Origin of the sequence: Streptomyces sp. NPDC057307, from assembly GCF_042667665.1 — a bacterium.
Taxonomy (GTDB): domain Bacteria; phylum Actinomycetota; class Actinomycetes; order Streptomycetales; family Streptomycetaceae; genus Streptomyces.
The window spans coordinates 1-25,456 of the sequence record NZ_JBHUZM010000084.1; the positions used below are offsets into that span (position 1 = coordinate 1).

Genomic DNA, 25,456 nt, shown 5'->3' on the forward strand with positions numbered 1-25,456 from the left:
CCTCTTTGTAAAGTGGGCGGCGCGTCAACAATGTAATAAGAATCCAAAGGTGCGCCGGGAAGTCTGGTCGGCAGGCAATTCGTCATGCCCGCTCAACCGACCGGAGGACCCCCTCGTGGCCACCCCGCGCACTTTCCTCGGACGCCTCCCGCTCCCCGAGCGGACGTATCTCGCGAGCGCGCTGCGGACCGAGACGGTCGGCGGTGTCCTGCTGCTCGTGGCCGCGGTCGCCGCCCTGATCTGGGCCAACACCCCGCTCAGCGCCAGCTACACGACCGTCGGCGACTTCCATCTGGGCCCGGCCTCGCTCGGCCTGGACCTCTCGATCCGGCACTGGGCCGCCGACGGGCTGCTCGCCGTCTTCTTCTTCGTCGCCGGCATCGAGCTGAAGCGCGAACTGGTGGCCGGTGAGCTGCGCGACCCGAAGGCCGCGGCCCTCCCCGTGATCGCGGCGCTCTGCGGCATGGCCGTGCCCGCGCTCGTCTATGTGCTCGTCAACGTCGTGGGCGGCGGATCCACGGACGGCTGGGCCGTTCCCACGGCCACCGACATCGCCTTCGCGCTGGCCGTGCTCGCCGTCCTCGGCACCTCGCTGCCGTCCGCGCTGCGCGCGTTCCTGCTCACCCTCGCCGTCGTGGACGACCTCTTCGCGATCCTGATCATCGCGATCTTCTTCACCAGCGACATCGACTTCGTGGCCCTGGCGGGCGCCTTCGTGGCGCTCGCCGTCTTCTGGCTCCTCCTCAGGAAGGGGGTGCGCGGCTGGTACGTGTATGTCCCGCTGGCCCTCGTCGTCTGGGGCCTGATGTACAACAGCGGCGTCCACGCCACCGTCGCCGGGGTCGCGATGGGCCTGATGCTGCGCTGCGTCAGGCACGAGGGCGAGGAGCAGTCCCCCGGCGAGCACATCGAACATCTCGTCCGCCCGCTGTCGGCCGGCCTCGCCGTGCCGCTGTTCGCGCTCTTCTCCGCGGGTGTCTCCATCAGCGGCGGCGCGCTGGCCGACGTCTTCACCCGGCCGGAGACCCTGGGGGTGGTCCTGGGGCTGGTCGTCGGCAAGGCCCTCGGCATCTTCGGCGGCACCTGGCTGGCCGCGCGCTTCACCAAGGCCGAACTGAACGAGGATCTGACCTGGCCGGACATCCTCGCCGTGTCGACGCTCGCCGGAATCGGCTTCACCGTCTCGCTGCTCATCGGCGAACTCGCCTTCATCGGCGATCCCGGTCTGACGGAGGAGGTGAAGGCAGCCGTCCTGACGGGTTCGGTGATCGCCGCCGTACTCGCCGCCGTACTCCTGCGGCTGAGGGTGCGTACGTACCGGGCGCTGTACGACTCCGAGGAGCTCGACGAGGACATGGACGGGGTCCCCGACATCTACGAGCAGGACGACCCGGCGTACCACTTGAGAATGGCCGCGATCTACGAGGGGAAGGCGGCCGAACACCGCCGGTTGGCGGAACACGCCGCAGCGACGCGCGATGAGGGCGCCGGTCCGGCATGATCTGACATCCGGCACTGATCCGGCTTCCGGCATGATCTGAAGGCGCAGAGCCGGAAGAATCCCAGATCTGCGAGAGCGCAGCCGAAACGAGGGAGTCAACGATGAGCGACCCCGGCAGCCATGCCGCCGTCACCACCGCACCTGTCGACGCGGTTCCGGCCGTCCGGGCCAACGGCGCCGACCGCAGCCTCGGACAGTTGGTCTCATCCGCGACGGCGGAGGTGTCCGCGCTGGTGCACGACGAGATCGCGCTGGCCAAGGCCGAAGTGCGACAGGACGTCAAGCGGGGCGTGATGGGCAGCGCCGCGATCGGTATCGCGGGAGTGTTCGCGCTTTTCTCGCTGCCGGTGCTGAGCTTTGCCGCCGCGTACGGGATCCACAACTGGGGCCTCGGGCTCGCCTGGTCGTTCCTGATCGTGGGCGGAGCGTTTCTGCTCATCGCGGGACTGCTGGCGCTGATCGCCGTGCGAAAGTTCAAGAAGGTCAAGCCGCCGGAGAAGACCATCGCGTCCGCCAAGGAGACGGCGGCCGTGCTCCAGACGGTCAAACCGCATCCGCGCCCCGTCCATGAGGCGGACAAGACTGTGGCACGCTCGTCTGTATGACCGCCCCCGAAAACGGCCCTGGCACCACCTCCGGCAGCGTTCCCGGCGCGACCGTCGCGGCCGATGTGCGCCTCGACGGGCCCTGGACGCACCGGGACGTGGCGGCCAACGGAGCCCGCTTTCATATCGCCGAGATGGGTGACGGGCCGCTGGTGCTGCTGCTGCACGGCTTCCCGCAGTTCTGGTGGACCTGGCGGCACCAGCTGCCCGCGCTCGCCGAGGCCGGGTACCGGGCCGTCGCGATGGACCTGCGGGGCGTGGGCGGCAGCGACCGTACGCCCCGGGGTTACGACCCCGCCAACCTGGCGCTCGACATCACCGGTGTGGTGCGCTCGCTCGGCGAGCCGGACGCCGCTCTCGTCGGGCACGACCTCGGCGGGTATCTCGCCTGGACCGCGGCCGTGATGCGGCCGAAGCTGGTGCGCAGGCTCGCCGTGTCGTCGATGCCGCACCCGCGCCGCTGGCGGTCCGCGATGCTGTCGGACTTCTCGCAGAGCAGGGCCGGCTCGTACATCTGGGGTTTCCAACGGCCATGGCTGCCGGAGCGTCAGCTCGTCGCCGACGACGGGGCCTTGGTGGGCGAGCTGATCCGCGACTGGTCGGGGCCGCAGCCGCCCGACGACAAGACGGTCGACATCTACCGGCGGGCGATGACCATCCCCTCGACGGCGCACTGCTCGATCGAGCCGTACCGTTGGATGGTGCGGTCGATGGCGCGGCCGGACGGAATCCAGTTCAACCGGCGGATGAAGCGTCCGGTGCGGGTGCCGACCCTCCAGTTGCACGGGTCGCTCGATCCGGCGATGCGTACGCGCAGTACGGCCGGGTCCGCCGAGTACGTCGAAGCGCCGTACCGGTGGCGGCTGTTCGACGGTCTTGGCCATTTTCCGCACGAGGAGGACCCTGTGGCGTTCTCCACGGAACTCATCAACTGGCTGCGGGATCCCGAGCCGGACCGCTGATCAGCGCCGTGTTCGACGGGTCGACACCTCCCCCATGAACACTTGTACGACGAACAGCCAATTGCCTGGCGCATAGGCCAATTGGCCGACGCCGGGGCGATTACCGACCATGGGCCCCGGGCAAACGTCGAGGTATGGGCTGGACGCACGACTACGGTGACGCAGCACGCAACCGCCGCTCGGCCTCGGTGCCGATCACCCACGAGAGGGGCGGCCCGGAAGGTCAGGGCCATGATCTCCGACTCGGTATTCCTCTGATTCTCCGCCGAAGGGCCCGTTGGGTCTCGGCACGGCTGCGGCATCCGCGCAGCTAGGCACACTGGGATCAGGATCCGGATCGGGCGTCAGGGATCGGGCATCAAGGATCAGGCATCAGGATCGGCGGAAGCGAGAGGGAGCCACGGAGCACGGGAGCAACGGAGGACAGAGCCGGGCCGGACCAGGATTTCCTGGCCCGGCCCGTCCTCGCTGTCGTCGTCCCGGCCACGTCGCCCCGACGCTCCGTCGCTACAGCGCGCACCCCTGGCTGTCGACCTGCTGGTTGGCCTTGCGGCCCAGGTCGATGTCCTCGCGGATCTCGTCGGCCGTCAGGGCGTAGCCGGTGTCCGGGTCGTCCAGCGACCGGGCGAAGATCACGCCGTACACCTTGCCGTCGGTGGTGAGCAGCGGGCCGCCGGAATTGCCCTGCCGGACGGTCGCGAAGAGCGAGTAGACATCGCGCCGGACCTCGCCCCGCCGGTAGATGTCCGGCCCGTTGGCGTCGATACGGCCCCGGACCCGGGCCGAGCGCACGTCGTACGCGCCGTTCTCCGGGAAGCCGGCGACGATCGCGCTGTCGCCGCTGCTCGCGTCGCGGTCGGTGAACTGGAGCACGGGGGCGCGCAGATCGGGCACGTCCAGGACGGCGATGTCCCGTTCCCAGTCGTAGAGGACGACCTTCGCGTCGTACAGCCTGCCTTCGCCGCCTATCTGGACGGTGGGCTCGTCCACGCCGCCCACGACGTGCGCGTTGGTCATCACGCGGCGCTCGGCGAAGACGAAGCCGGTGCCTTCGAGGACCTTGCTGCAGCTCTGCGCCGTACCGACCACCTTGACGATGGAGCGCTGCGCGCGGGCGGCGACGGGGCTCCCGACGAGCGCCGGGTCCGGCGGGTCGACCGCGGTGATGGGCTCGTTCGCGAACGGGCTGAAGACCTGCGGGAACCCCTTCTCGGCGAGGACGGAGGAGAAGCCCGTGAACCAGGTCGCCGTCTGACCGGGCATCACCCGCGAGACGCCGAGCAGCACCTTGGAGTTACGGACCTCCTTGCCGAGCGTCGGCAGCGAGGTCCCGGCCAGGGCGGAGCCGATCAGCCAGGCGACCAGCAGCATGGCGACGACATTGACCAGCGCGCCGCCCGTGGCGTCCACGGCGCGCGCCGGTGACCAGGTGATGTAGCGGCGGAGTCTGTTGCCGAGGTGGGTGGTGAATGCCTGTCCCACGGAGGCGCACACGATCACGACGACGACGGCGACGACCGTGGCTGTCGTCGTGACCTCGGCCTCCTCGGTGATCTGGTCCCAGAGCACCGGGAGGAGATAGACCGCGACGAGACCGCCGCCGAGGAAGCCGATCACCGACAGGATGCCCACGACGAAGCCCTGGCGATAGCCCACGATCGCGAACCACACGGCGGCGAGCAGCAGCAGGATGTCCAGCACGTTCACTGTCAATAGCCTCGCTAGCCTCGCTGATTCGTCTCCCGTCGCCCCGTCGGGCGGGGGTCCGGACCTGCGGCGGAATCACTGTCCGACAGCCGTACCATCGGGCCGCCGGCACAGCGATTGGGCAAGCCTGTCATGAGCGCCGGTCGAGCGGGACCTCCTTCGAGCGGTCCCATGGGCGCTCCCAGCCCGAGAAGTGCAGAATGCGGTCGATCACCCCGGCGGTGAAGCCCCAGACGAGCGCCGAAGCGACCGTGAAAGCCGGGCTGTTGATCCCGCTCGGGTGCGTGGCCATGACACGGTTGGCCGGGTCCGTGAGATCCGCCACGGGCACGGCGAAGACCCGGGCCGTCTCCGCGAGATCGACGGCGCCGACCGGGGTGGGGGTGTGCCACCAGCCGAGGACCGGGGTCACCACGAACTCGCTCACCGGAATGTAGAGCTTGGGCAGCACACCGAAGAGCTGGACGCCGGAAGGGTCGAGCCCGGTCTCCTCCTCTGCCTCCCGCAGCGCGGCGCGCAGCGGTCCGGTCGTCGCCGGATCGCCGTCCTCGGGGTCGAGGGCGCCGCCGGGGAAGGACGCCTGCCCGGCGTGCGAGCGCAGGGTGCTGGCCCGCTCCATCAGCAGCAGCTCGGGGCCGCGCTCGCCCTCACCGAAGAGGATGAGTACGGCGGACTGCCGTCCGACGCCGCTCTCGGGCGGCAGGAAGCGGCTCAGCTGTTCCGGCGCCACGGTCCGCGCGGCGCGCACGACCGGGTCCAGCCAGTCCGGCAGGCCCTCCGTGGTGACGGGGACGTCGGTCCCCTGGTCGCCGTGGATCTGGTCACCGTGGACGTGCTCTCCATGGACTTCTCCACGGACTTCTCCACGGACGTGGTCGCCCTGGACATGTGCGGCACGCGCTGTGCGTGCGGTCACTGCGGCATGCGTGTCAGCCCGTGTCATCGGCACCCCCGACGTACAACGCCCGCTGTCGCCCGGATCGTTCCAGCCGCATGTGCCGCAGCCCTTCCTCTCCCGCTCGTTCTGCTCGCGCCGTTCGCCGCGGCCCCGCCGGCCTGCCCGCCGGTCTGTCCGGTGATACGGCTCCGGCCCGCCGTGCGCTCACCGCGCGGGCGCTCATTCGGCCCCGGCGGGGGTGCCGAGGGCCGGTGCGGGCTTGCCCGGGTAGTCCGGCGGCGGCGAGAGCCGCTGTCCCGGATAGCCGCCCATCTCGTACTTGAGCAGCTTCTTGGCCTTCTCCGGATCCGTCTCGCCCTCTCCGTAGGAGGGGCAGAGGTGCGCGATCGGGCAGGCGCCACAGGCGGGTTTACGTGAGTGGCAGACCCTGCGTCCGTGGAAGATGATCCGGTGCGAGAGCATCGTCCACTCGCTCTTGGGGAAGATCGCGGCGATCTCCGCCTCGACCTTCTCGGGGTCCTCCTGGTCGGTCCACTTCCAGCGGCGCACGAGCCGGCCGAAGTGGGTGTCGACAGTCAGGCCAGGGACCCCGAAAGCGTTGCCCAACACCACATTGGCCGTCTTGCGGCCGACCCCGGGCAGCGTCACGAGGTCCTTCAGCGTGCCGGGCACCTCGCCGTCGTAACGGTCACGGAGCGCCGTCGACAGCCCTATGAGCGACCTCGCCTTGGCCCGGAAGAAGCCCGTGGGGCGGATGACCTGCTCCAGCTCCTCGGGCACGGCGGAGGCCATGTCCTCCGGGGTCGGATACTTCGCGAACAGCGCGGGCGTCGTCTGGTTGACGCGCAGGTCCGTCGTCTGGGCGGACAGGACCGTGGCGACGAGCAGCTCGAACGGGTCGCGGAAGTCCAGCTCCGGGTGGGCGTACGGATAGACGTCGGCCAGCTCGCGGTTGATCCGGCGGGCGCGCCGGACCATCGCCAGATGGGACTCCGGCTTGGCGCTCTTCGGCCGCTTGGCACCCGTGGCCTCGGTCTTGGCGTCGGCCTCGGTCTTGCCCTTGGCCTTGCTCGCGGGCCGCACGCCTGCAGGCTTCGCGCTTGCGCCTTTTGCGGCTTTGTTCGACTTCGCGGAGGACTGTTCGCCCACAGCGGAATTCTGCTTCGGTGACACTCTTCCAGCTCCCTTGCGCTGCCCTCTCACCGGCGAGTTGGACACCCGGCCAGCCTAGAGCCCGGCACTGACATCCGCCCCGGGCCCGGCCGATCACCACCCGAATCGGGCCCCGGGGCACGGTCCGGGGCCGCTGTACGTCAAACTTGTGACTGATCGCACGTTTTCGACAACGGGTGACCGGTACGGAGACAGAGTCGCCGCCGGCCCGCGCCACCCTTGAACACGCAGCACGTCCGGCATCATGGGACCGACGGTCCCCTGAGCAGGTCGACAAGGAGAGATTTCGTGGACGATGTTCTACGACGCGCCCCGCTCTTCGCGGCGCTCGACGACGAGCAGGCCGCGGAGCTCCGCGCCTCGATGAGTGAGACGACGCTCGCCCGTGGCGACGCGCTGTTCCACGAAGGCGACCCCGGCGACCGCCTCTATGTGGTCACCGAGGGCAAGGTCAAACTGCACCGCACGTCCCCCGACGGCCGTGAGAACATGCTGGCCGTCCTCGGCCCCGGCGAACTGATCGGCGAGCTGTCGCTCTTCGACCCCGGCCCGCGCACCGCCACCGCGAGCGCCCTCACCGAGGTCAAGCTCCTCGGCCTGGGCCACGGCGACCTCCAGCCCTGGCTGAACGCCCGCCCCGAGGTGGCCACCGCGCTGCTGCGCGCCGTCGCCCGGCGTCTGCGCAAGACGAACGACCAGATGTCCGACCTGGTCTTCTCCGACGTGCCCGGCCGGGTGGCCCGTGCGCTCCTCGACCTGTCGCGCCGCTTCGGTGTGCAGTCGGAGGAAGGCATCCACGTCGTCCACGACCTCACGCAGGAAGAGCTGGCCCAGTTGGTCGGCGCCTCCCGCGAGACGGTCAACAAGGCGCTCGCCGACTTCGCCCAGCGCGGCTGGCTGCGCCTGGAGGCCCGCGCGGTGATCCTGCTGGACGTCGAGCGCCTCGCGAAGCGCTCGCGCTGACCTGGGCCGGCCTCCCGCGCGCACGCGCCGGACGCCGCTGTACGACTCCGTGAAGGCCGCCCCGCTCCCCCGGAGCCGGGCGGCCTTCCGCATGCCGCCACACGGCCATCGCGACCCGCCCCTGGCGTGTCCTACGGCCCGGCGATCAGCCCGTGCTCCCGCAGATACTCCAGCTGCGCCCGCACCGACAGCTCCGCCGCCGGCCACAGGGACCGGTCCACGCCGCTGCCTCCGTACACATGCGCCACGATCTCCGCAGCCGAGCGGTAGCCGTTCTCCACCGCCGTCTCGACCTGCGCGAGCCGGCTGGCGCGGTGGGCGAGGTAGTACTCGACCGCGCCCTGGGCGTCCTCCAGTACGGGCCCGTGGCCCGGCAGCACCGTATGGACGCCGTCGTCGACGGCCAGTGAGCGCAGCCGCCGCAGCGAGTCGACGTAGTCGCCGAGCCTGCCGTCCGGGTGGGCCACCATCGTCGTTCCGCGGCCGAGGATGGTGTCGCCCGTCAGCACCGCGCGGTCGGCAGGCAGATGGAAGCAGAGCGAGTCGGAGGTGTGCCCGGGGGTGGCCACGACGCGCAGCTCGAGCCCGCCCTCGGTGACGACGTCACCGGCCGCCAGTCCCTCGTCGCCGAGCCGCAGGGCCGGATCCAAGGCCCGTACGGACGTACGCGTCAGCTCGGCGAAGCGCGCCGCGCCCTCCGCGTGGTCCGGGTGGCCGTGCGTGAGGAGGGTCAGCGCGACGCGCTTGCCCGCCTGCTCGGCGGTGGCGACGACCGCCCGCAGATGCCCCTCGTCGAGCGGGCCGGGATCGATCACGACCGCGAGCGCGGAGTCCGGCTCGGAGACGATCCAGGTGTTCGTGCCGTCGAGGGTCATCGCCGACGCGTTGGGCGCGAGCACGTTGACCGCGCGGGCCGTCGCGGCGCCCGAGAGGACGCCTCCGCGCGGCTGTCCCGGCAGGGCCGCGGCGTCCGTCATCGGTCCCCACCTCCCAGCGGTACGCGCAGTGGCACACGTTTGGTGAACTCGTCCTGGCCCGGCCAGCTGAGCACCACCTCGTCGCCCTCCACCCTCGGCTTGGCCAGCACCGGCGCCAGGTCCCGCCCGACGGCGGCGGCCAGCGCCTCGGCCGCGGAGCCGTACGGCTGGAGCTGGCGCAGGGTAGCCACGGTGGGAGGCATCATCAGCAGCTCGCCCTCGTCGTAGCCCAGTGCCGCGTCGGCGGGCCGGATCCACACCGTCCGATCGGCCTCTGTAGAAGCGTTGCGCGTACGCTGCCCGGCCGGCAGCGCGGCCACGAAGAACCAGGTGTCGTACCGCTTGGGCTCGAACTCGGGGGTGATCCACCGGGTCCACGCCGCCAGGAGATCGCTGCGCAGCGTCAGCCCCCGCCGGTCCAGGAAGTCCGCGAAGGACAGCTCACGGTCGACGAGCGCGGCCCGGTCGGCCTCCCAGTCGTCCCCCGTGGTGTCCCCGACGACGGTCCCGGCCGTCTCACCGGCCAGCAGGACCCCGGCCTCCTCGTACGTCTCGCGCACCGCGGCACAGACGATGGCCTGCGCGGACGCGGCGTCCACACCGAGCCGCTCCGCCCACACGTCGCGCCCCGGCCCCGCCCAGCGGACGGGCCGGTCGTCGTCGCGCGGGTCGACGCCACCGCCCGGATACGCGTACGCACCTCCGGCGAAGGCCATGGAGGTGCGGCGGCGCAGCATATGTACGAAGGGCCCGGCGGAGCCATCGACGGCATCACGCAGCAGCATCACGGTCGAGGCCCGCCTCGCGGGGGCAACGCTCAGCTCGCCCCGGGCGAGCGCGCGGATGCGGCCGGACCACTCGGGCGGGAACCACTGACCATTGGGCATGCCGGGATGCTACGGGCTTCCCGGACGATGTTCGAGAGTCACTTCCCGGGGTCGGCGCCGACGACGGCCGGGCCCCGGGGGGCACACGGACGGTCAGTCCGCGACCAGCTCCACCTGGATCTCGATCTCGACGGGGGCGTCCAGCGGCAGGACGGCGACGCCCACCGCGCTGCGCGCGTGCACGCCCTTGTCGCCGAAGACCTGCCCGAACAGCTCGCTCGCCCCGTTGAGGACGGCCGGCTGGCCCGTGAAGTCCGACGCGGAGGCGACGAACCCCGTGACCTTCACGACGCGGGCGACGCGGTCCAGGTCGCCGGTGACGGACTTCACCGCGGCCAGCGCGTTGAGCGCGCAGACGCGGGCCAGGTCCTTGGCCTCCTCGGGCGTCACCTCGGCGCCGACCTTGCCGGTCACCGGAAGTTTGCCGTCCACCATCGGGAGCTGCCCGGCCGTGTAGACGTACACACCGGACCGCACGGCCGGCTGATACGCCGCCAGAGGCGGTACGACCTGCGGAACCGTCAGCCCCAGTTCGGCGAGGGCCGCCTCGACCACGCCGCTCACGCCGACCTCTCCCGCTTCAGATAGGCCACCAGCTGCTCGGGGTTGTTCGGACCCGGAATGACCTGGACGAGCTCCCAGCCGTCCTCGCCCCAGGTGTCCAGAATCTGCTTCGTCGCGTGCACGAGAAGAGGCACCGTCGCGTATTCCCACTTCGTCATGGGCCGACTGTATCCGCACCGCGCGACGGCCTCGTACGGAGGCCGCGGAGGTTCTCGAACAGAGCCCGCGGGGGATCTCGTACGGAGCCCGTCGACCACCTCGTGCGTAGCCCGCGGCCCGACTGGTTAGGCTCGAATGTGTGAGCAGGCTCCAGGTCGTCAGCGGCAAGGGCGGCACCGGTAAGACCACGGTCGCCGCGGCCCTCGCGCTCGCCCTCGCGACGGAGGGCAAGCGCACCCTCCTTGTAGAGGTCGAGGGCAGACAGGGCATCGCACAGCTCTTCGAAACGGAGGCGCTTCCTTACGAGGAACGGAAAATCGCCGTCGCCCCGGGCGGCGGCGAGGTGTACGCCCTGGCCATCGACGCCGAGCGCGCGCTCCTCGACTACCTCCAGATGTTCTACAAGCTCGGCAGCGCGGGCCGCGCCCTGAAGAAGCTCGGCGCCATCGACTTCGCCACCACCATCGCGCCGGGCGTCCGGGACGTCCTGCTGACCGGCAAGGCGTGCGAGGCCGTACGCCGCCGGGACAAGCGGGGCCGGTTCGCGTACGACTACGTCGTGATGGACGCCCCGCCCACCGGCCGCATCACGCGCTTCCTGAACGTGAACGACGAGGTCGCCGGGCTCGCCAAGATAGGGCCGATATACAACCAGGCGCAGGCGGTCATGCGGGTGCTCAAGTCGCCGGGCACCGCCGTACACCTGGTGACCCTTCTTGAGGAGATGCCCGTCCAGGAGACCGCCGACGGCATCGGCGAGCTGCGCGGCGCCGAACTGCCCGTCGGCAAGGTGATCGTGAACATGGTGCGCCCCCATCTCCTCGACGAGGAGGCGGTCAAGGGTGTGGCGGGCGACCGTCGTAAGGAGGTCACCAAGGCGCTCGCGGCGGCCGGCGTGAGCGCGCCCACGAAGCTCGTGGGGCCGCTCCTGGAGCAGGCCGCCGAGCACGCCCAGCGTGTGGAGCTGGAGCGCGAGCAGCGAGCCGTCCTGGCGAAGCTCGGGCTGCCTACGTACGAACTCCCCCTGATCGGCGAGGGCATGGACCTCGCCGGTCTGTACCGCCTGGCGGGGGAGCTACGGAATCTTGGGGAGGCCTGATGACTCTGGACCCGGCGGCGGCCCCGCTCGAAGTCGATCCGCTGCTCGACGACCCGGAGACCCGCATCATCGTGTGCTGCGGCTCCGGCGGCGTCGGCAAGACGACGACGGCGGCGGCTCTCGGCGTACGGGCGGCGGAGCGCGGCCGCAAGGTGGTCGTGCTGACCATCGACCCGGCCCGCAGGCTCGCCCAGTCCATGGGCATCGACTCGCTCGACAACACCCCCCGGCAGGTCAAGGGCATCGAGGGCCGCGGTGAACTGCACGCGATGATGCTCGACATGAAGCGGACCTTCGACGAGATCGTCGAGGCGCACGCCGACCCGGAGCGGGCCCGCGCGATTCTGGAGAACCCCTTCTACCAGTCCCTGTCGGCCGGTTTCGCGGGCACGCAGGAGTACATGGCGATGGAGAAGCTGGGGCAGTTGAGGGCCCGCGAGGAGTGGGACCTGATCGTCGTCGACACTCCGCCGTCGCGCTCGGCGCTGGACTTCCTGGACGCGCCGAAGCGGCTGGGCTCGTTCCTGGACGGCAAGTTCATCCGGCTGCTGATGGCCCCCGCGAAGATGGGCGGCCGGGCCGGGATGAAGTTCCTGAACGTCGGGATGTCGATGATGACCGGCACCCTCGGAAAGCTGCTCGGCGGCCAATTCCTGCGCGACGTACAGACGTTCGTCGCGGCCATGGACACGATGTTCGGCGGTTTCCGTACGCGCGCGGACGCGACGTACCGGCTGCTCCAGGCGCCCGGCACGGCGTTCCTGGTGGTGGCGGCGCCGGAGCGGGACGCGCTGCGCGAGGCGGCGTACTTCGTGGAGCGGCTGGCCGCCGAGGGGATGCCGCTCGCCGGTCTCGTCCTCAACCGCGTGCACGGCAGCGGCGCTTCCCGGCTGTCGGCCGAGCGGGCGCGGGCCGCCGCGGAAAATCTTGAAGAGGGTCGCATTGTGGATCAAACCCCCGGGAAGAATGGTGTTCGTGAGGCCGCTGCCCCCGCGGGCTCCTCTCCCGACGCCCCCGAGGCACCCCACACGTCCGAGCCGCACAAGGAATCGCCCCGCGACGAATCGTCCGGGTCGAGCCGATCGACCCGCTCTCCGCAGTCCACGCAGTCCGATTCGTCGCAGTCCGCATCCCGGCAACTTCCGCACCAGGAACCGGAATCACAGACTCCCGAGCAGCCGTCGGTGAATCAGCTGACGGCCGGTCTGCTGCGCCTGCATGCCGAGCGTATGCAGGTGCTCAAGCGTGAGCAGCGCACCCGCGACCGCTTCACCGCCCTTCACCCCGAGGTTCCGGTGGCCGAGGTCGCGGCGCTGCCCGGCGATGTGCACGACCTCGCCGGGCTCCGAACCATCGGTGACCGCCTCGCGGGCGGGAGCGCGGCGACCGGAGCCGCGTGACCAACCGTGACCGGCGAGGGAACGGCCGCGTACGGCGGCCTACCCCACCGCCGCCCATGTGTCATCGATGACGTCGACGTAATGGCGTGAGCCGTACGTCTCGTCGTCGTCCTCAAGGCCGGCGGGCAGAATGCCCGCGCTGCGCTCGTACTCGGTGCGTGCGGTTTCGAGCAGCCGTCGCCAAGAGGTGACAGTGGGGCGTCTGCGCAGCAATGCGCGTCGCTCCCGCTCGGTCATTCCGCCCCACACGCCGAATTCGACGCGGTTGTCCAGCGCGTCGGCCAGGCACTCCGTCCGCACCGGGCATCCGGTGCACACCGCCTTGGCCCTGTTCTGCGCTGCGCCCTGTACGAACAATTCATCCGGATCGGTAGTGCGGCATGCTGCCTGCGCACTCCAGTCGGTTACCCAGCCCATCCCGGCGCCGTCCTCTCCCGAATCGAGGCTCCCCCACGGCGGAAGCGGCATATTCACCGCTGCCAGTTGAGGACGTTACGGAAGGTGGGCACAGCGCAACACCCCCTTCGGGCCCAATCTTGAATGGCCCGAACGGACTATGCGTACGCGGCAGATCACCCAGGGGAGTGACCCAGGGACATGCGCGACGAACCCGACAAGTCGGGAGGATTCTATTGAGTCACAACGGGTTTCAAATGACGTACAGGGCTAAATCGGGCGGCACTTCGGACGGCACATCACGCAGCACCCTCGGACAACGCTTCCGACATTTCGCGGTGAGCCAGATGTTCACGTCGGGGACTTGATACGAAACCGCACTGCTGTGACAGTTGAGTGCAGCTTAGGCCAGAGCCTTTGTGCGTGTCCGGCGAATGAGAACGTAGGCTGCTGCCATGCCAAAGAAGCGCTCGGGCGGCGGTCTGACCGGGACCCAGCAGGCCGCCAAGTTCGTCGGTGTCAGTGTGCTCGCGGGAGCCGTCCTGGCGGGAATCGCCCTGCCCGCCTTCGGAGTTCTGGGCCTGGCGGCCAAGGGGACGGTCGAGGGATTCGACGAGATCCCGGCCAATCTCAAGACGCCGCCGCTCAGCCAGCGCACCACGATCCTCGACAAGGACGGCGGCCCCATCGCCACCGTCTACTCGCGCGACCGCACCGTGGTCCCCCTCACCGACATCTCGCCGTACATGCAGAAGGCGATCGTCGCGATCGAGGACTCGCGCTTCTACGAGCACGGGGCGGTCGACCTCAAGGGCGTTCTGCGCGCGGCCAATCGCAACGCGCAGTCGGGCGGGGTCTCCCAGGGCGCGTCGACCCTCACTCAGCAGTACGTGAAGAACGTGTTCGTCGAGGAGGCCGGCGACGACCCCGACAAGGTCGCCCAGGCCACCCAGCAGACCATCGGCCGCAAGATCCGCGAGCTCAAGTTCGCGATCCAGGTCGAGGAGGAGCTGGGCAAGAAGAAGATCCTTGAGAACTACCTGAACATCACCTTCTTCGGTCAGCAGGCGTACGGCATCGAGGCCGCCTCGCACCGCTACTTCTCCAAGTCGGCGAAGGACCTGAAGCTGGAGGAGGCGGCGCTGCTGGCGGGCATCGTCCAGTCGCCGAGCCGGTACGACCCGGTGAACGACACGGAGGAGGCGACCAAGCGTCGTAACACCGTGATCCAGCGCATGGCCGACGTGAAGGACATCTCGCAGGCCGAGGCGGACAAGGCCAAGAGCACCAAGATCGACCTGAAGGTGAGCCGCCCCAAGAACGGCTGCATCACGGCGGTCAAGGGCGCGGGCTTCTTCTGTGACTACGTACGGAAGGTGTTCCTCACCGACCCCGCCTTCGGCAAGACGCAGGAGGACCGGGCCAAGGTCTGGAACCAGGGCGGTCTGACCGTACGGACGACGCTCGACCCGCAGGCGCAGGACTCGGCGCAGGAGTCGATCAAGAACCACGTCTACAAGACGGACGAGGTCGCCACCGCCCTGTCGATCGTCGAGCCGGGCACCGGCAAGATCCTGGCGATGGGGCAGTCGCGGCCGTACGGCGGCGGCAAGAACGAGACGTACATGAACCTGTCCGTCGACGAGGACATGGGCGGCGGCGCCGGCTACCAGCCGGGCTCGACCTTCAAGCCCATCGTCGCGGCGGCCGCCCTGGAGCAGGGCATCCAGCCGACGCAGTCGTACCCCTCGCCGTACCAGATGGCCTACCCGAGCCCGGTGCAGACCTGCAAGGGTCCGTGGTCCGGCACCGACAAGGTCGAGAACGAGAACGAGACCGAGGTCGGCCCGTACGGGATGCAGGAAGCGACCGCCAAGTCGGTCAACACCTACTACGTACAGCTCATCAGCCAGATCGGCGTCTGCCCGGTGACCGAGCTGGCCCGGAAGATGGGTGTCGAGCGGGCCAACGGCGACCCGATCCAGCAGGTGCCGTCGATCACGCTGGGCACGCAGGAGATGTCGCCGCTGACCATGGCCTCCGGGTACGCGACGTTCGCCAACCGCGGCACGTACTGCACCCCGATCGCCATCTCGTCGATCACCGGTCCGAACGGCAAGGAGATGGACGTCCCGAAGTCCAAGTGCTCCCGGGCGATGTCGGAGAAGACGGCCGACACCATCAACACCCTGCTGGAGGGCGTGGTCGAGGACGGTACGGGCCAGGAGGCCGGACTCGGCAGCAGGCCGAGCGCGGGCAAGACCGGTACGACCGACTTCCGGCTCGCCGCGTGGTTCGTGGGCTACACGCCGAACATGGCGGGCGCGGTGTGGGTCGGCGACCCGCAGCACAAGAAGAAGATGGTGGACATCACCATCGGCGGCCAGTACCACGACAAGGTCTTCGGTGGCGCCGTGCCCGGACCGATCTGGCGCGACGCGATGGGCGGCGCGCTGGACGGCAAGCCGGGGCCGGGGTTCAACACCATCCACATCCCGAATCCGGAGAAGGACAAGGACAAGGGGCGTGACCGTGACCGGCCGGGGGACAACGGCGGGAACAACAACGGTGGCGGCGACAACGGCGACAACGGTGGGAACGGCGGCGAAGGGGACGGGAACGGCGACGGAGGCGGGGACGGGGACAACGGCGACGAGGACCCGGGCCAGGGCACGGGGCAGCCGGGTGACCCGGGCGGGAACGACAACGGGGGCATCACGTTCCCGGACTTCCCGTAGCCGTAGGACATAGGAAAGGGGCTCCCGTCGATCATTCGACGGGAGCCCCTCCCGTACGCGTCCACTCGTACGCGTCCACCTACCGGCGGATCAGCCGGCGGCGAGGCTCCGCTTGACGGCGGCGGCGACGCGACCGCCGTCGGCACGGCCGGCGACCTTCGGGCCGACGATCTTCATGACGGCGCCCATCGCACGCGGCCCCTCGGCGCCGGCGGCCTTCGCCTCGCCCACGGCCTGCGTGACGATCGCGCCCAGCTCGTCGTCGGTCAGCTGCTGCGGCAGATACGCGTCGAGCAGCACACCCTCCGCCTTCTCCCGCTCGGCCTGCTCGGCCCGCCCGCCCTGCGCAAAGGCCTCGGCCGCCTCACGGCGCTTCTTGGCCTCCTTGGCGATCACCTTCTGCACCTCGTCGTCGGAGAGCTCGCGCGCCGACTTGCCGGAGACCTCTTCCTTGGAGATCGCGGCGAGGGTCAGCCGGAGGGTGGCGGAGCGCAGCTCGTCGCGTGCCCTGATCGCGGCGATGAGGTCGTCGTGCAGCTTGGACTTGAGCGTGGTCATGCGGACAGTGTGTCAGGTACGGCCCACGGCCCGCCGTTCAGTTTCCGGGGCCCCGGGGTGCGCCCGGGCGGGCGGCCCGAGTCTGCGACGATGACACCATGCGCGCACGCTACGGAATCCCCCTGAAAGTCACCGCAGGAATCGCGGCCGTCGGCGCGGCCGGCATCGCCTACGCCGCCGGTTTCGAGGCCCGCTCCTTCCGACTGCGACGGGTCTCCGTACCCGTACTTCCCGAAGGCATGCGACCGTTGCGCGTCCTCCAGGTCTCCGACATCCACATGGTCTGCGGCCAGCGCAAGAAACAGCGCTGGCTCCGCTCACTGGCCGGCCTGCGCCCGGACTTCGTGGTGAACACCGGCGACAACCTCTCCGACCCGGAGGGCGTACCGGAGGTGCTCGACGCGCTGGGCCCGCTGATGGAGTTCCCGGGCGTCTACGTCTTCGGCTCCAACGACTACTACGGCCCCGCGCTGCGCAACCCGGCGCGCTACATCTTCGAGAAGGCCCAGGGCAAACACGGTCTGAACGGCAACGCCCCGGCCGTCAACGTCGTCCACAACCCGTGGGAGCCGATGCGCGACGCCTTCGACGAGGCGGGCTGGGTGGGTCTCACCAACGCCCGCGGCCGGCTCAAGATCGACGGCCACGAGATCGCCTTCACGGGAGTCGACGACCCGCACATCAAGCGCGACCGCTACGCGGAGGTGTCGGGCGGCCCGGAACAGGACGCGGACCTGTCCATCGGCGTGGTCCACGCCCCGTACCTCCGCATGCTGGAGGCGTTCACGTCGGACGGCTACCCCCTGATCCTGGGCGGCCACACCCACGGCGGCCAGCTCCGCATCCCCTTCTACGGGGCCCTGGTCACCAACTGCGACCTGGACACGGCCCGCGCCCGGGGCCTCTCCACGTACGACGCCGGGGGCCACACGTCATACCTCCACGTCTCGGCGGGCTGCGGCACGAACCGCTACACCCCGGTCCGCTTCGCCTGCCCCCCGGAGGCCACGCTCCTGACCCTCACCACCCGCCGCTGAGCCCTGCCCACCCGGCCCTGGGCGCCCGCTGCACGGCACAAAACCGGATTTCGCCTGCGGGCGCCGGTGGGCTAAAGTAATCGATGTCGCAGCGAGACGGGCGACATCGGGGTGTAGCGCAGCTTGGCAGCGCGCTTCGTTCGGGACGAAGAGGTCGTGGGTTCAAATCCCGCCACCCCGACAGCCAAAGCAGCAGGTCAAGGGCCTGATCCTCAGTGAGGATCAGGCCCTTTCCGCGTCTTCGGTGATCGTTTGCGGATCCGACGCCGGGGAGGCCGAGCGGTTGTGTCGGGAACAGGCGGTTCGGCCTGTGGGGTTGCATGGGGCGGGGGCCGGCGGCGTGCGGGTGGGGGGCGTGAGGTTGGTTGCGCTGTCAGGATGCCGGTGTTTGGCCGCCGTGCGCTTGGACCAAGACGTATTTCTACAGAGGGACTGTTTCTCATGGTTGACCGGCCTTTGACGCTCATGGCAGTACACGCTCACCCCGATGACGAGGCCACCGGAACCGGAGGGATCCTCGCGCGGTATGCGGCGGAAGGCATCCGGACCGTACTTGTGACCTGTACCGACGGCGGGTGCGGGGATGGGCCGGGGGGTGTCAAGCCGGGTGATCCCGGGCACGATCCGGCGGCCGTCGCCGTGATGCGCCGTCAGGAGCTCCAGGCGAGCTGTGACGTCCTGAAGATCGGCGATCTGGAGATGCTGGACTACGCCGACTCCGGGATGATGGGCTGGCCCAGCAACGACGCCCCCGGATCCTTCTGGCGGACCCCCGTGGCGGAAGGCGCAGCCCGGCTCGCGGAGCTCATGCGGCAGTACCGGCCCGATGTGGTCGTCACCTACGACGAGAACGGCTTCTACGGCCACCCCGACCACATCCAGGCCAACCGCATCACGATGGCGGCGCTGGAGATGGTCGATCTGACACCGAAGGTGTACTGGACGACGATGCCCCGCTCGTTGATGCGGCGGTTCGGCGAGACCATGCGCGAGTTCGGGGAGGACATGCCCGAGCCGGATCCCGCCGAGGCCGCCGCGATGGCCGAGATCGGTCTCCCCGACGACGAGATCACCACATGGGTGGACACCACCGCGTTCAGCGATCAGAAGTTCGACTCGCTGGCCGCGCACGCCAGTCAGGGCGAGAACATCTTCTTCCTCAAGATGGGCAAGGAGAAGTTCGGCGAGTGGATGGGCATGGAGACCTTCGTACGCGTCAAGGACACCACCGACGCGGCCGTACCCGAGAACGACCTCTTCGCCGGACTGCGCTGATCAGCCCGAGACGATGGCGCGCTCGTTCCCGTATCCGGCGGGTGTCCCTGTCGGGCGTCCCTGTCGCGGGTGACGGAAGACACCTGGTTCTGCTTCGAGGTGGGCGACGACGACTGGGGCACTCGGGAGGTTGAGTTCGAGAGCGTCTGGGGCGGCGCGCGGACTCGCCTACCGGGTGTGATCAGGCGTGATTGACCGGGGCGGGGAGGGGCGGGGGACGTGATGGCCCCCGCCACCTCCCCCGCCCCCGGCCCTTCGGCAATGTGACGTCAGCCCTGTGCGTGCGTCGCGAGATCCGTGCGGAGGGTCGTCAGGATCTTCGCCGCGTGGTCGAGGCCCGCCGCCTCGCAGCGCGTGATCGCCGCTGCGAGCCTGGTCATCGCCGCCCGGGGGGAGTTCAGGCCGTTGGCCTCGATCAGCGCGGCGACGCGGATCGCCTCCGCGCGCGGGGCCTCGCCCTGTTCGCCGCCCTCGTCGTAGGCGGCGATGGCGCGCTCCGTCTCCGCCAGTGCCTCGCTGAAGCGCTCGGCCGCGGCGAGGGCGCGGGCGCGTTGGTAGGAGGTGGCTCCGGTCTCGTACCAGTGGACGAAGTCCTCGGCGTCCTTCGCGACTGCGGTGCGGATCCGGTCCGCCTCGGCGAGGTGGGCGAGGGCCGCGTCGATGCCGTCGGATCCTTCGGATGCCATCGTGAGCGCCGCGAACTCGCGCGTCATCTCGGCGATCAGGCCCGCCTGGCCCGCCGTCTGTCCGGCGTCCGTCCCGTTCGTCGCGTCGCGGTACGCGCGCAAGGCGCGTTCGTACGCGGCGTTGGCCGCGTCCCAGCGGTCCGCCCGTGCCAGCGCGACGGCGGATTCCGCGGTGATCAGCATGTGTGTGACCTGGTCGTCCCAGGACGCGGTCGCCTCCGTGAGTCGTACGAACTGCTCTGCGGACGCCTGATGCTCCTCCAACCCCCGTAGTCCGCGGGCCAGGCTGAGCCGTATCTGGGCGAGCAGCCGCTCGTCGAGCGACGCCGAGGCGTCGTCCAGGACCATGGACTCCAGGATCGCGACCGCGTCGGCCTCCTGCCCCGACCGGCCCAGGACGTCGGCGAGTTGGAGACGGGCCTCCACCGCCGCGTTGTCCTCGCCGTCCCTGTCGAACCGTGCCGCCGCCTCCGACAGGTGCCGCACCGCGCCAATCAGGTCGTCGGCGTGCGAAGCCGCGTGGCCCAGCAGCATGTGGCTGAACGCGACCGGGAAGGACGTGTCGTCGTACCGGGCGGCGCCGGCCATGGCCTGCCGTACCGCCGCCATCGCCTCCTCGGGCTTGTCCTGCTGGAGCAGGATCTGGCCCAGCTGGGCCTCCAGCCGTGGCGCCCGCCAGGGTGTGCCGCTCGCCTCAAGGGCGCTCAGGGCGGCGCGCAGCTCCGCGACCGCCTCGTCCGGTCTGCCGCCGCGGGCCGCGAGGTCGGCGGTGTATCTGCGTACGCCGACGCCCAGGTGCGGGATATCGAACCGGTCCGCCTCCGACAGCGCGGCGGCCACCGCGGCGTCGAACCTCTCACGCGTCGGTGCGGAGACGTCGGGCAGTTCCGCCACCGCCTCCGCGTGGGCGGCGAAGGCCCGGCACCCGAGCACCGTCAGGTATTTCGCCAGGGCGTCCTTCGTACGAGGACCCTCCGTATCCGTATCCGTCGCCGGATCAGCCGTCAGCAGTTTTTCGGCCTCGTGCAGCAACTCGTCGAGCACCGACCACTCCGGGAAGTCGCCGCTCTCCTCCGCCGAGCGCCACTCGAACGACCTGACGCGAGCCCGCGCCGCCAGCGCGTACCACGGCAGTTCGGCCTCCCGCTCGTAGATCTCGGCCGCTTCGGCCATGGCCGCGCTCGCCTCGGCCCACCGCTCCTTCTCGTACTCGGCGAACCCGCGCTGCTCGGCCAGTTCGGCCCGCAGCCGGGCCTCCGTGCCCAGCCGCGGATCGTGTACGTGGTCATCGGCCGCCACGCGTTCGGCGATCCGCTCCCACAGCGCCGTGTCGCCCGGGTGGCCGTCGGCCGCCATCTCCCTGGCCCGGGTCACCAGCGCCACGAAGCCGTCCGGTATCTCCCGTGCGGAGACCGGCGCGGCGGCAATAACAGGCACAGTCGCGCTCGCCGTCGCCGCCGTCCGCAGCCCCAACGGCAGCGGCTCGGCCAGCAGCGCCGGCTGCGCCAGCCGCTCCCGACGCCGGTCACCGACCGCCGTCGTACCGTTCCGCGCGTCGAAGGCCGTCACCAGGGCGTCCGACTCCCCGCCCACGTGGGCCAGCAGACTTTCCGCCGTCCAACTCCGCCCGAGCGGACCGGCGACGGTCGTCGTGGCGTACCCGTCCGCGACCAGGCGCGTCAGCAGCACCTCCACCCCGGTGAGGAAACCGAGCAGGGAGAGCGGGGCGCCGGTGGTCTCGAAGAGGGCGCGGTTCTCCGCGAGGATCTCCACGCCCCGGCCCTCGTTGCGGGACAGCGCGCTGAACTCGATGTGCAGGCCCACCTCTTCGGCCATGCCCGTCTTGCCCCGGGCGAACCGGTAGCCGGTCAGATGGTGCGAGCGCGCCTCGTCGACCCGGCCCAGGCGCAGCAGTGGCAGCAGCGCGTGTGCCTGGCTGACGTACGGTTCCTCCGCGCACGTCTGCCCGCCGTCGAAGACCGGCTGCCAGATGTCCAGCGCACGCCGCTCGTCGCCGGAACGCACGTGGTGCAGGGCCCGGTGCCGGGTCTCGCACGCCTCGCAGTCGCTCATCCCCTCGCGGGGCCGGGTCACCCACAGGTCGTACGCCGAGCGGCCGGATCCGATGTGCGCGGCGATCCGGTGGCGCATGGCGGCCACCGGCTGCATGCCGTGTCCCGCCTCGCGGTAGCGGTCGCGCATCTGGTCCGTCCATCCGCGGATCGCGCCCAGCGGGACCTCGGGCACCTGGAGCAGCGACGTCGTGACCCACTTGAAGCGCCAGAGGACCTGGTTCGCCTCCCACTCGTTGAACGCGTCGGGCTTGTCGTCCTTCAGCTTCAGGATGCGCGCGAAGACGACCGGTGCTTTGCGGTGCTCGCCGGAGTACTCGTACGCGGACATCAGCTCCAGCAGCGCCGTTACGAGGAGATCGGCCTCCTCGAACTGCTCTGCCGCTTCGACCAGTTCCTCCGCCGTCACGGTGCGGGGCAGGCCGTAGGGGCGGTCGTTGTTCTCGCGCAGCGCGTCGAGAACGGCCTCCGGGGTCTCCAGCATCTACTGCTCCTTCCGGGGCTCGGGCGCGGGGCCCTGGTCGGGGGTGGTGCCCTGCTCGCGGGTGGTGCTCGTATCGCCGGTGGTGCCCTGGTCGGGCGCGGTGCCCTGGTCGTGCATGGCGTGGGTGAGGAGGCCGATGAAGGCCCGGTTGAGCAGCGCGCTCTCCGCCGCCCGGAGAGGGCGGCGGGTCATCAGGAGGGCCTGCCCGTACAGCGCCTCGACGGCGGTGACGGCCAGCCCGCGCTCGTTGATCGTCGCGGCGCGGCGTACGAGCGGGTTGAGGTGGTTGAGGACCAACTGCGCGCGGGGCGTCTCGGCCCGTAGCGAGCCGAGGATCTCGGCCCACAGCCCGTCGCTCCCCTCGGCGAGGCCGGCCCGCGTGCGCTCATGGCGGGCCTCCCGGTTGTCCAGCAGCAGGGCGGGGGCCGTTACGGGGTGGAAGCTGCGCAGGACGACGTCGCAGTCGTACGCGCCGATCACCTCACGCGCGATGGCGAGGAACGCCGCCGCGGCCAACTCGGCGGACGGGTCGACCGAGTCGAGGTGCGCGGTGACGGTCGCGGGGTCCAGGTCGGTGACGGTGGTGCCGGGCCGGATCTCGGGGAGGCGGTGCACCAGGTCCCGGTCGTAGGTGTAGCCGCCGTTGACGACACCCAGGCCGGCCGCCGCGGCGATGGGCGCCACCTGCCGGAACTCCTCGACGCTGCGAGTGACCAGGATCGTGGGGTGGGCGCGGGCGAACTCCTCCAGCGTGACGTTGCCGTCGGTCGTCTCGAACGGCAGCCAGGGCAGCAGCATCCGCAGCAGTTCGTCGTCGTAGCGGGCCAGGGCCTTGACGGCGAGATGGTGGGTGTCGATGAACCGGTGCAGGAGGGTGGGATCGCTGGCGGCCAGCCCGGTGAGCCAGTCGCGGATACGGGCGCCGAGCGCGTCCCGGATGGCGGCCAGCGTCTCGTCCTCGTACAGCGCCTCGCGGGAGGCCGTCGGCCGCAGGCTGGTGGCGTCCACGACGCAACGGACGAAGAACGCCCACTCCGGCAGCAGTTCGGTCGCGCGGTCGGAGAGCAGCATGCCCTTGAGGTGTACGCGATGGCCCGCGCGCTCGGAGGGGCTGACGGCCGTGGGCAGCACGTACGCGACACCGCGCAGACCGGCCGCCGGGAGGTCGAGGTCGATGGTGTCGAGCGGGACGAAACCGAAGGTCGTACGGCAGTGCTCGGCCAGCGCGTCGCGGCGGGCGAGCGGGGATCCGTGCCGGCGCTCCCAAGGAGGTGTGTCGTTGATCCGGTCGTGGTCGCCGCCGGGGTCGACGACGGTGACCTCGTACGGCAGCAGCCCGCCGTAATGCCTTGCCAGCGCGGTCACTTGGTCGGGGCGGGTCCACTCGGTGCCGTCCGCGCGGGGCGTCAGCCGTACGGTGGTGCCGGGCTCCGGGTGCTCGTGCGACGGCAGCGTACGGATGGTGTACCGGCCGTCCGAGTGGCCGCGCCACTCCACGACGAGGGCGTCGGGGTGGGCGGCGGACCGGCTGACGACGGTGATCTCGTCGGCGACCACGAAGCAGGCCAGCAGCCCGATCCCGAACTGACCGATGAAGTCCCCGCGCGCGGCTTCGAGTTCGCCCTCGGCGGCGCGCTTGGAGCTGCGGCCGATGGTGGCCAGGAAGGTGTGCACGTCGGCCTCGGACAGCCCGATGCCGGTGTCGGTCACGGTGAGGGTGTCACCGGTGCGGACGGTGATGGTGGCGGGGGCGCCGGGGAAGCGGGCCTGGCGGGCGGTGATCGCGTCGGTGGCGTTCTGGAGCAGCTCGCGGAGGTAGACGCGGGGGCTGGAGTAGAGGTGGTGGGACAACAGGTCCACCAGACCGCGTAGATCGACCTGGAAGGTGTGGGACGTGTGCGACGTGCGGGACGTCTCGGAACTGGGCACCTGGGAGGCTTCCTTGGCGAGGGGTGAGGGTCGGGAGGTGGTGGGAGGTGGAGGGTGGCCGGGGGCGAGTACGGCCCTGGGCGGGTGAGCCGGCAAGCGGGCGGGGCTCGGCGGACCGACCAGCTCAGCGAACCGGCTCAGGGTCGTCGTCGCGCGCGATCAGCCATGGCCCGCGTTCAACCGTGACGCGCGATCAGCCGTGACGCGCGTTCAACTGCCGGCCTTGTCACGCCACTTGCCGAAAGCTTTCGTCGCGTCATTGCTGATGTACTGCCAGGGGAAATTCGTGACACGCCCCTCCAGGGCGTTGAAGAATTCCGCCGCCGCCTTCTTCTCACCGGCCAGCGAGAAGGCCATGGCGAAGGTGTTGAAGGTGGGGATCCAGTCGCGCGGACGCTCGTAGGCGGGGTGCCGTACGGAGCGGTCAGCGGCCTCGTGCAGTTCGGCGACGACATCGGGGCGCCGTATGTACGCCCTGTCCTCGCCCCCGTCGAGGTCGAGCCAGTGCTCCAGGTGCGCGAGCGCGACGAGTTCACCGAGGGGGCTGCCCTCGGGGCTTTTCAGCATCGACGTACGGGCGAAGCCGTGCATCTCCTCCTGCGACCCGCTCCACTTGGCGCACACCTGCTGCAACTGCTGCTCGTGCGCCCCCAGATGCCCGGGACAGCGGCTGACGGCCGCCTCGAAACGGAGCCGGGCGGCCTCCTGCCCGACCTGGAGCCCGCGCCCGGCCATCTGGAGGAAGTACCACGGCGCGACCCAGTCCGGCTCACGCTCCGCCACCTCGTACAACTCATCCTCGGCGACGCGCAACCGCTCGTGGAAGGTCTTGAACTGATCCCGCGACACATGCATCGCCCGCAACGCGCTCCGCGCCTCCCACGCCCAACTCACCCTGCGGGCACCGGACACGAGCAACGCGAGTGTCGACTCCGGCTCCGCCTCGATCACCGCCGGGATCCACCGCTCGATCCCTTCGACATCCGCGACCGCCCCCAACAGCCAGGTGCGCTCCTGCCCGTCGGGTATCGCGCCCAACCGCTCCCGCAGCGCGGCCCAGTCCCGACTCGTCGCGGCGGCGCGCATCCGCGCCAGATCCGGATCCCACCTGTCCGCGTCCAGACGCGGCGCGGGTCTGGAAAAACGCCCGAACAAGCCCACAACGGCCCCCTCATGCCTGATACGTCGCGCCCCCCTGGGCAACGGCCGCAGATCAATATCCCCTGGGAAGTGATTATCACGTCCCACTGACAGAGCACCACGAACTATCCGGTCCCGGGGTGCGGCGCACGAACCGCCCGTCTGGGGACGTTGCGTCAGGCAATCAGGCAGTCAGGCCGTCAGAAGGCATCAGGGCAGTCAAGCCGTCGGGGCAGCCAGGCCGTC

The 25,456-nt window shown here is 70.3% G+C and carries 22 protein-coding genes and 1 tRNA gene; 11 read left to right on the plus strand and 12 right to left on the minus strand.

Going from position 1 to position 25,456, the window contains the following annotated elements; all coding sequences use genetic code 11:
- Positions 1–115 precede the first annotated feature (115 nt).
- The 4 genes from nhaA to ACFUN8_RS24855 all read left to right on the plus strand — a co-directional run bounded on the left by nhaA (position 116) and on the right by ACFUN8_RS24855 (position 3,382).
- Complete coding sequence (gene nhaA / locus ACFUN8_RS24840) at positions 116–1,501, plus strand: Na+/H+ antiporter NhaA (protein WP_383641583.1); 1,386 nt, start codon at positions 116–118, stop codon at positions 1,499–1,501.
- A 101-nt stretch (positions 1,502–1,602) separates the two neighbouring features.
- A complete protein-coding gene (locus ACFUN8_RS24845; RefSeq protein WP_383641586.1) occupies positions 1,603–2,106 on the plus strand; it encodes a phage holin family protein in 504 nt (167 codons plus the stop codon).
- Entirely contained in the window at positions 2,103–3,068 is a 966-nt protein-coding gene (locus ACFUN8_RS24850) for an alpha/beta fold hydrolase (RefSeq protein WP_383641589.1), read from the plus strand. The genes ACFUN8_RS24845 and ACFUN8_RS24850 overlap by 4 nt, the downstream gene beginning before the upstream one ends.
- 134 nt (positions 3,069–3,202) lie before the next feature.
- Positions 3,203–3,382: a hypothetical protein gene (locus tag ACFUN8_RS24855; RefSeq protein WP_382564636.1), complete on the plus strand. Its 180-nt coding sequence runs from the start codon at positions 3,203–3,205 to the stop codon at positions 3,380–3,382.
- A 193-nt stretch (positions 3,383–3,575) separates the two neighbouring features.
- On the opposite strand, the gene ACFUN8_RS24860 is transcribed toward ACFUN8_RS24855, so the two are convergent.
- The 3 genes from ACFUN8_RS24860 to nth all read right to left on the minus strand — a co-directional run bounded on the left by ACFUN8_RS24860 (position 3,576) and on the right by nth (position 6,756).
- Positions 3,576–4,775, minus strand: coding sequence for a MarP family serine protease (locus ACFUN8_RS24860; RefSeq protein ID WP_383641593.1), 1,200 nt, complete (start codon positions 4,773–4,775; stop codon positions 3,576–3,578).
- Between the two features lie 130 nt (positions 4,776–4,905).
- Positions 4,906–5,691, minus strand: coding sequence for an NUDIX hydrolase (locus ACFUN8_RS24865; protein WP_383641596.1), 786 nt, complete (start codon positions 5,689–5,691; stop codon positions 4,906–4,908).
- Positions 5,692–5,892: 201 nt separating this feature from the next.
- Positions 5,893–6,756: an endonuclease III gene (gene nth / locus ACFUN8_RS24870; protein ID WP_383641598.1), complete on the minus strand. Its 864-nt coding sequence runs from the start codon at positions 6,754–6,756 to the stop codon at positions 5,893–5,895.
- 378 nt (positions 6,757–7,134) lie between these two features.
- Here nth and ACFUN8_RS24875 point away from each other — a divergent pair, with 378 nt between their 5' ends.
- Positions 7,135–7,809 (plus strand): Crp/Fnr family transcriptional regulator, encoded by a 675-nt coding sequence (locus ACFUN8_RS24875; RefSeq protein WP_023539685.1) that lies wholly within the window; start codon positions 7,135–7,137, stop codon positions 7,807–7,809.
- A 131-nt stretch (positions 7,810–7,940) separates the two neighbouring features.
- Here the strand turns inward: ACFUN8_RS24875 and ACFUN8_RS24880 are convergent, their stop codons facing one another.
- The 4 genes from ACFUN8_RS24880 to ACFUN8_RS24895 form a co-directional block, all read right to left on the minus strand.
- Positions 7,941–8,786 carry an MBL fold metallo-hydrolase gene (locus tag ACFUN8_RS24880; protein ID WP_383641601.1) on the minus strand — a complete coding sequence of 282 codons (846 nt, stop codon included), beginning with the start codon at positions 8,784–8,786 and terminating at the stop codon, positions 7,941–7,943.
- Positions 8,783–9,673, minus strand: coding sequence for an NUDIX hydrolase (locus tag ACFUN8_RS24885; RefSeq protein WP_383641604.1), 891 nt, complete (start codon positions 9,671–9,673; stop codon positions 8,783–8,785). The genes ACFUN8_RS24880 and ACFUN8_RS24885 overlap by 4 nt, the downstream gene beginning before the upstream one ends.
- A gap of 93 nt (positions 9,674–9,766) precedes the next feature.
- A complete protein-coding gene (locus tag ACFUN8_RS24890; protein WP_382564647.1) occupies positions 9,767–10,237 on the minus strand; it encodes a RidA family protein in 471 nt (156 codons plus the stop codon).
- Positions 10,234–10,395 (minus strand): DUF4177 domain-containing protein, encoded by a 162-nt coding sequence (locus tag ACFUN8_RS24895; RefSeq protein WP_354605355.1) that lies wholly within the window; start codon positions 10,393–10,395, stop codon positions 10,234–10,236. The genes ACFUN8_RS24890 and ACFUN8_RS24895 overlap by 4 nt, the downstream gene beginning before the upstream one ends.
- A gap of 140 nt (positions 10,396–10,535) precedes the next feature.
- Between ACFUN8_RS24895 and ACFUN8_RS24900 the strand changes: the two genes are divergently transcribed.
- Both ACFUN8_RS24900 and ACFUN8_RS24905 read left to right on the plus strand, forming a co-directional pair.
- Positions 10,536–11,495: an ArsA family ATPase gene (locus tag ACFUN8_RS24900; protein ID WP_383641607.1), complete on the plus strand. Its 960-nt coding sequence runs from the start codon at positions 10,536–10,538 to the stop codon at positions 11,493–11,495.
- Positions 11,495–12,895, plus strand: coding sequence for an ArsA family ATPase (locus ACFUN8_RS24905; protein WP_383641610.1), 1,401 nt, complete (start codon positions 11,495–11,497; stop codon positions 12,893–12,895). Before ACFUN8_RS24900 ends, ACFUN8_RS24905 begins: the two co-directional genes overlap by 1 nt.
- A gap of 39 nt (positions 12,896–12,934) precedes the next feature.
- Here the strand turns inward: ACFUN8_RS24905 and ACFUN8_RS24910 are convergent, their stop codons facing one another.
- Positions 12,935–13,312 carry a WhiB family transcriptional regulator gene (locus ACFUN8_RS24910; RefSeq protein WP_382564653.1) on the minus strand — a complete coding sequence of 126 codons (378 nt, stop codon included), beginning with the start codon at positions 13,310–13,312 and terminating at the stop codon, positions 12,935–12,937.
- Positions 13,313–13,746: 434 nt separating this feature from the next.
- On the opposite strand from ACFUN8_RS24910, the gene ACFUN8_RS24915 reads away from it, so the two are divergent.
- On the plus strand, positions 13,747–16,029 hold the full coding sequence (locus ACFUN8_RS24915) for a transglycosylase domain-containing protein (RefSeq protein ID WP_383641612.1): 2,283 nt from the start codon (positions 13,747–13,749) through the stop codon (positions 16,027–16,029).
- Between the two features lie 90 nt (positions 16,030–16,119).
- On the opposite strand, the gene ACFUN8_RS24920 is transcribed toward ACFUN8_RS24915, so the two are convergent.
- A complete protein-coding gene (locus ACFUN8_RS24920) occupies positions 16,120–16,587 on the minus strand; it encodes a GatB/YqeY domain-containing protein (protein ID WP_382564657.1) in 468 nt (155 codons plus the stop codon).
- A gap of 98 nt (positions 16,588–16,685) precedes the next feature.
- On the opposite strand from ACFUN8_RS24920, the gene ACFUN8_RS24925 reads away from it, so the two are divergent.
- The 3 genes from ACFUN8_RS24925 (at position 16,686) to ACFUN8_RS24935 (ending at position 18,899) form a co-directional block, all read left to right on the plus strand.
- Entirely contained in the window at positions 16,686–17,624 is a 939-nt protein-coding gene (locus ACFUN8_RS24925; protein WP_383641615.1) for a metallophosphoesterase, read from the plus strand.
- A gap of 107 nt (positions 17,625–17,731) precedes the next feature.
- Positions 17,732–17,805, plus strand: a tRNA-Pro gene (locus ACFUN8_RS24930).
- 260 nt (positions 17,806–18,065) lie between these two features.
- Positions 18,066–18,899 carry a PIG-L family deacetylase gene (locus ACFUN8_RS24935; protein WP_383641617.1) on the plus strand — a complete coding sequence of 278 codons (834 nt, stop codon included), beginning with the start codon at positions 18,066–18,068 and terminating at the stop codon, positions 18,897–18,899.
- Between the two features lie 269 nt (positions 18,900–19,168).
- Here the strand turns inward: ACFUN8_RS24935 and ACFUN8_RS24940 are convergent, their stop codons facing one another.
- The 3 genes from ACFUN8_RS24940 to ACFUN8_RS24950 form a co-directional block, all read right to left on the minus strand.
- Entirely contained in the window at positions 19,169–22,141 is a 2,973-nt protein-coding gene (locus ACFUN8_RS24940) for a tetratricopeptide repeat protein (RefSeq protein WP_383641620.1), read from the minus strand.
- Positions 22,142–24,070, minus strand: coding sequence for an HSP90 family protein (locus ACFUN8_RS24945; protein WP_383641622.1), 1,929 nt, complete (start codon positions 24,068–24,070; stop codon positions 22,142–22,144).
- A 210-nt stretch (positions 24,071–24,280) separates the two neighbouring features.
- On the minus strand, positions 24,281–25,156 hold the full coding sequence (locus ACFUN8_RS24950) for a hypothetical protein (RefSeq protein WP_383641625.1): 876 nt from the start codon (positions 25,154–25,156) through the stop codon (positions 24,281–24,283).
- Positions 25,157–25,456: the final 300 nt, after the last annotated feature.

Excerpts from the sequence above, each read along its gene's own strand:
- ACFUN8_RS24845 (WP_383641586.1), top strand. The coding sequence starts at position 1,603 with ATGAGCGACCCCGGCAGCCATGCCGCCGTCACCACCGCACCTGTCGAC.
- ACFUN8_RS24850 (WP_383641589.1), top strand. The coding sequence starts at position 2,103 with ATGACCGCCCCCGAAAACGGCCCTGGCACCACCTCCGGCAGCGTTCCC.
- ACFUN8_RS24855 (WP_382564636.1), top strand. The coding sequence starts at position 3,203 with ATGGGCTGGACGCACGACTACGGTGACGCAGCACGCAACCGCCGCTCG.
- ACFUN8_RS24880 (WP_383641601.1), bottom strand. The coding sequence starts at position 8,786 with ATGACGGACGCCGCGGCCCTGCCGGGACAGCCGCGCGGAGGCGTCCTC.
- ACFUN8_RS24885 (WP_383641604.1), bottom strand. The coding sequence starts at position 9,673 with ATGCCCAATGGTCAGTGGTTCCCGCCCGAGTGGTCCGGCCGCATCCGC.
- ACFUN8_RS24895 (WP_354605355.1), bottom strand. The coding sequence starts at position 10,395 with ATGACGAAGTGGGAATACGCGACGGTGCCTCTTCTCGTGCACGCGACG.
- ACFUN8_RS24905 (WP_383641610.1), top strand. The coding sequence starts at position 11,495 with ATGACTCTGGACCCGGCGGCGGCCCCGCTCGAAGTCGATCCGCTGCTC.
- ACFUN8_RS24910 (WP_382564653.1), bottom strand. The coding sequence starts at position 13,312 with ATGGGCTGGGTAACCGACTGGAGTGCGCAGGCAGCATGCCGCACTACC.
- ACFUN8_RS24915 (WP_383641612.1), top strand. The coding sequence starts at position 13,747 with ATGCCAAAGAAGCGCTCGGGCGGCGGTCTGACCGGGACCCAGCAGGCC.
- ACFUN8_RS24920 (WP_382564657.1), bottom strand. The coding sequence starts at position 16,587 with ATGACCACGCTCAAGTCCAAGCTGCACGACGACCTCATCGCCGCGATC.
- ACFUN8_RS24925 (WP_383641615.1), top strand. The coding sequence starts at position 16,686 with ATGCGCGCACGCTACGGAATCCCCCTGAAAGTCACCGCAGGAATCGCG.
- ACFUN8_RS24935 (WP_383641617.1), top strand. The coding sequence starts at position 18,066 with ATGGTTGACCGGCCTTTGACGCTCATGGCAGTACACGCTCACCCCGAT.
- ACFUN8_RS24940 (WP_383641620.1), bottom strand. The coding sequence starts at position 22,141 with ATGCTGGAGACCCCGGAGGCCGTTCTCGACGCGCTGCGCGAGAACAAC.
- ACFUN8_RS24950 (WP_383641625.1), bottom strand. The coding sequence starts at position 25,156 with ATGCGCGCCGCCGCGACGAGTCGGGACTGGGCCGCGCTGCGGGAGCGG.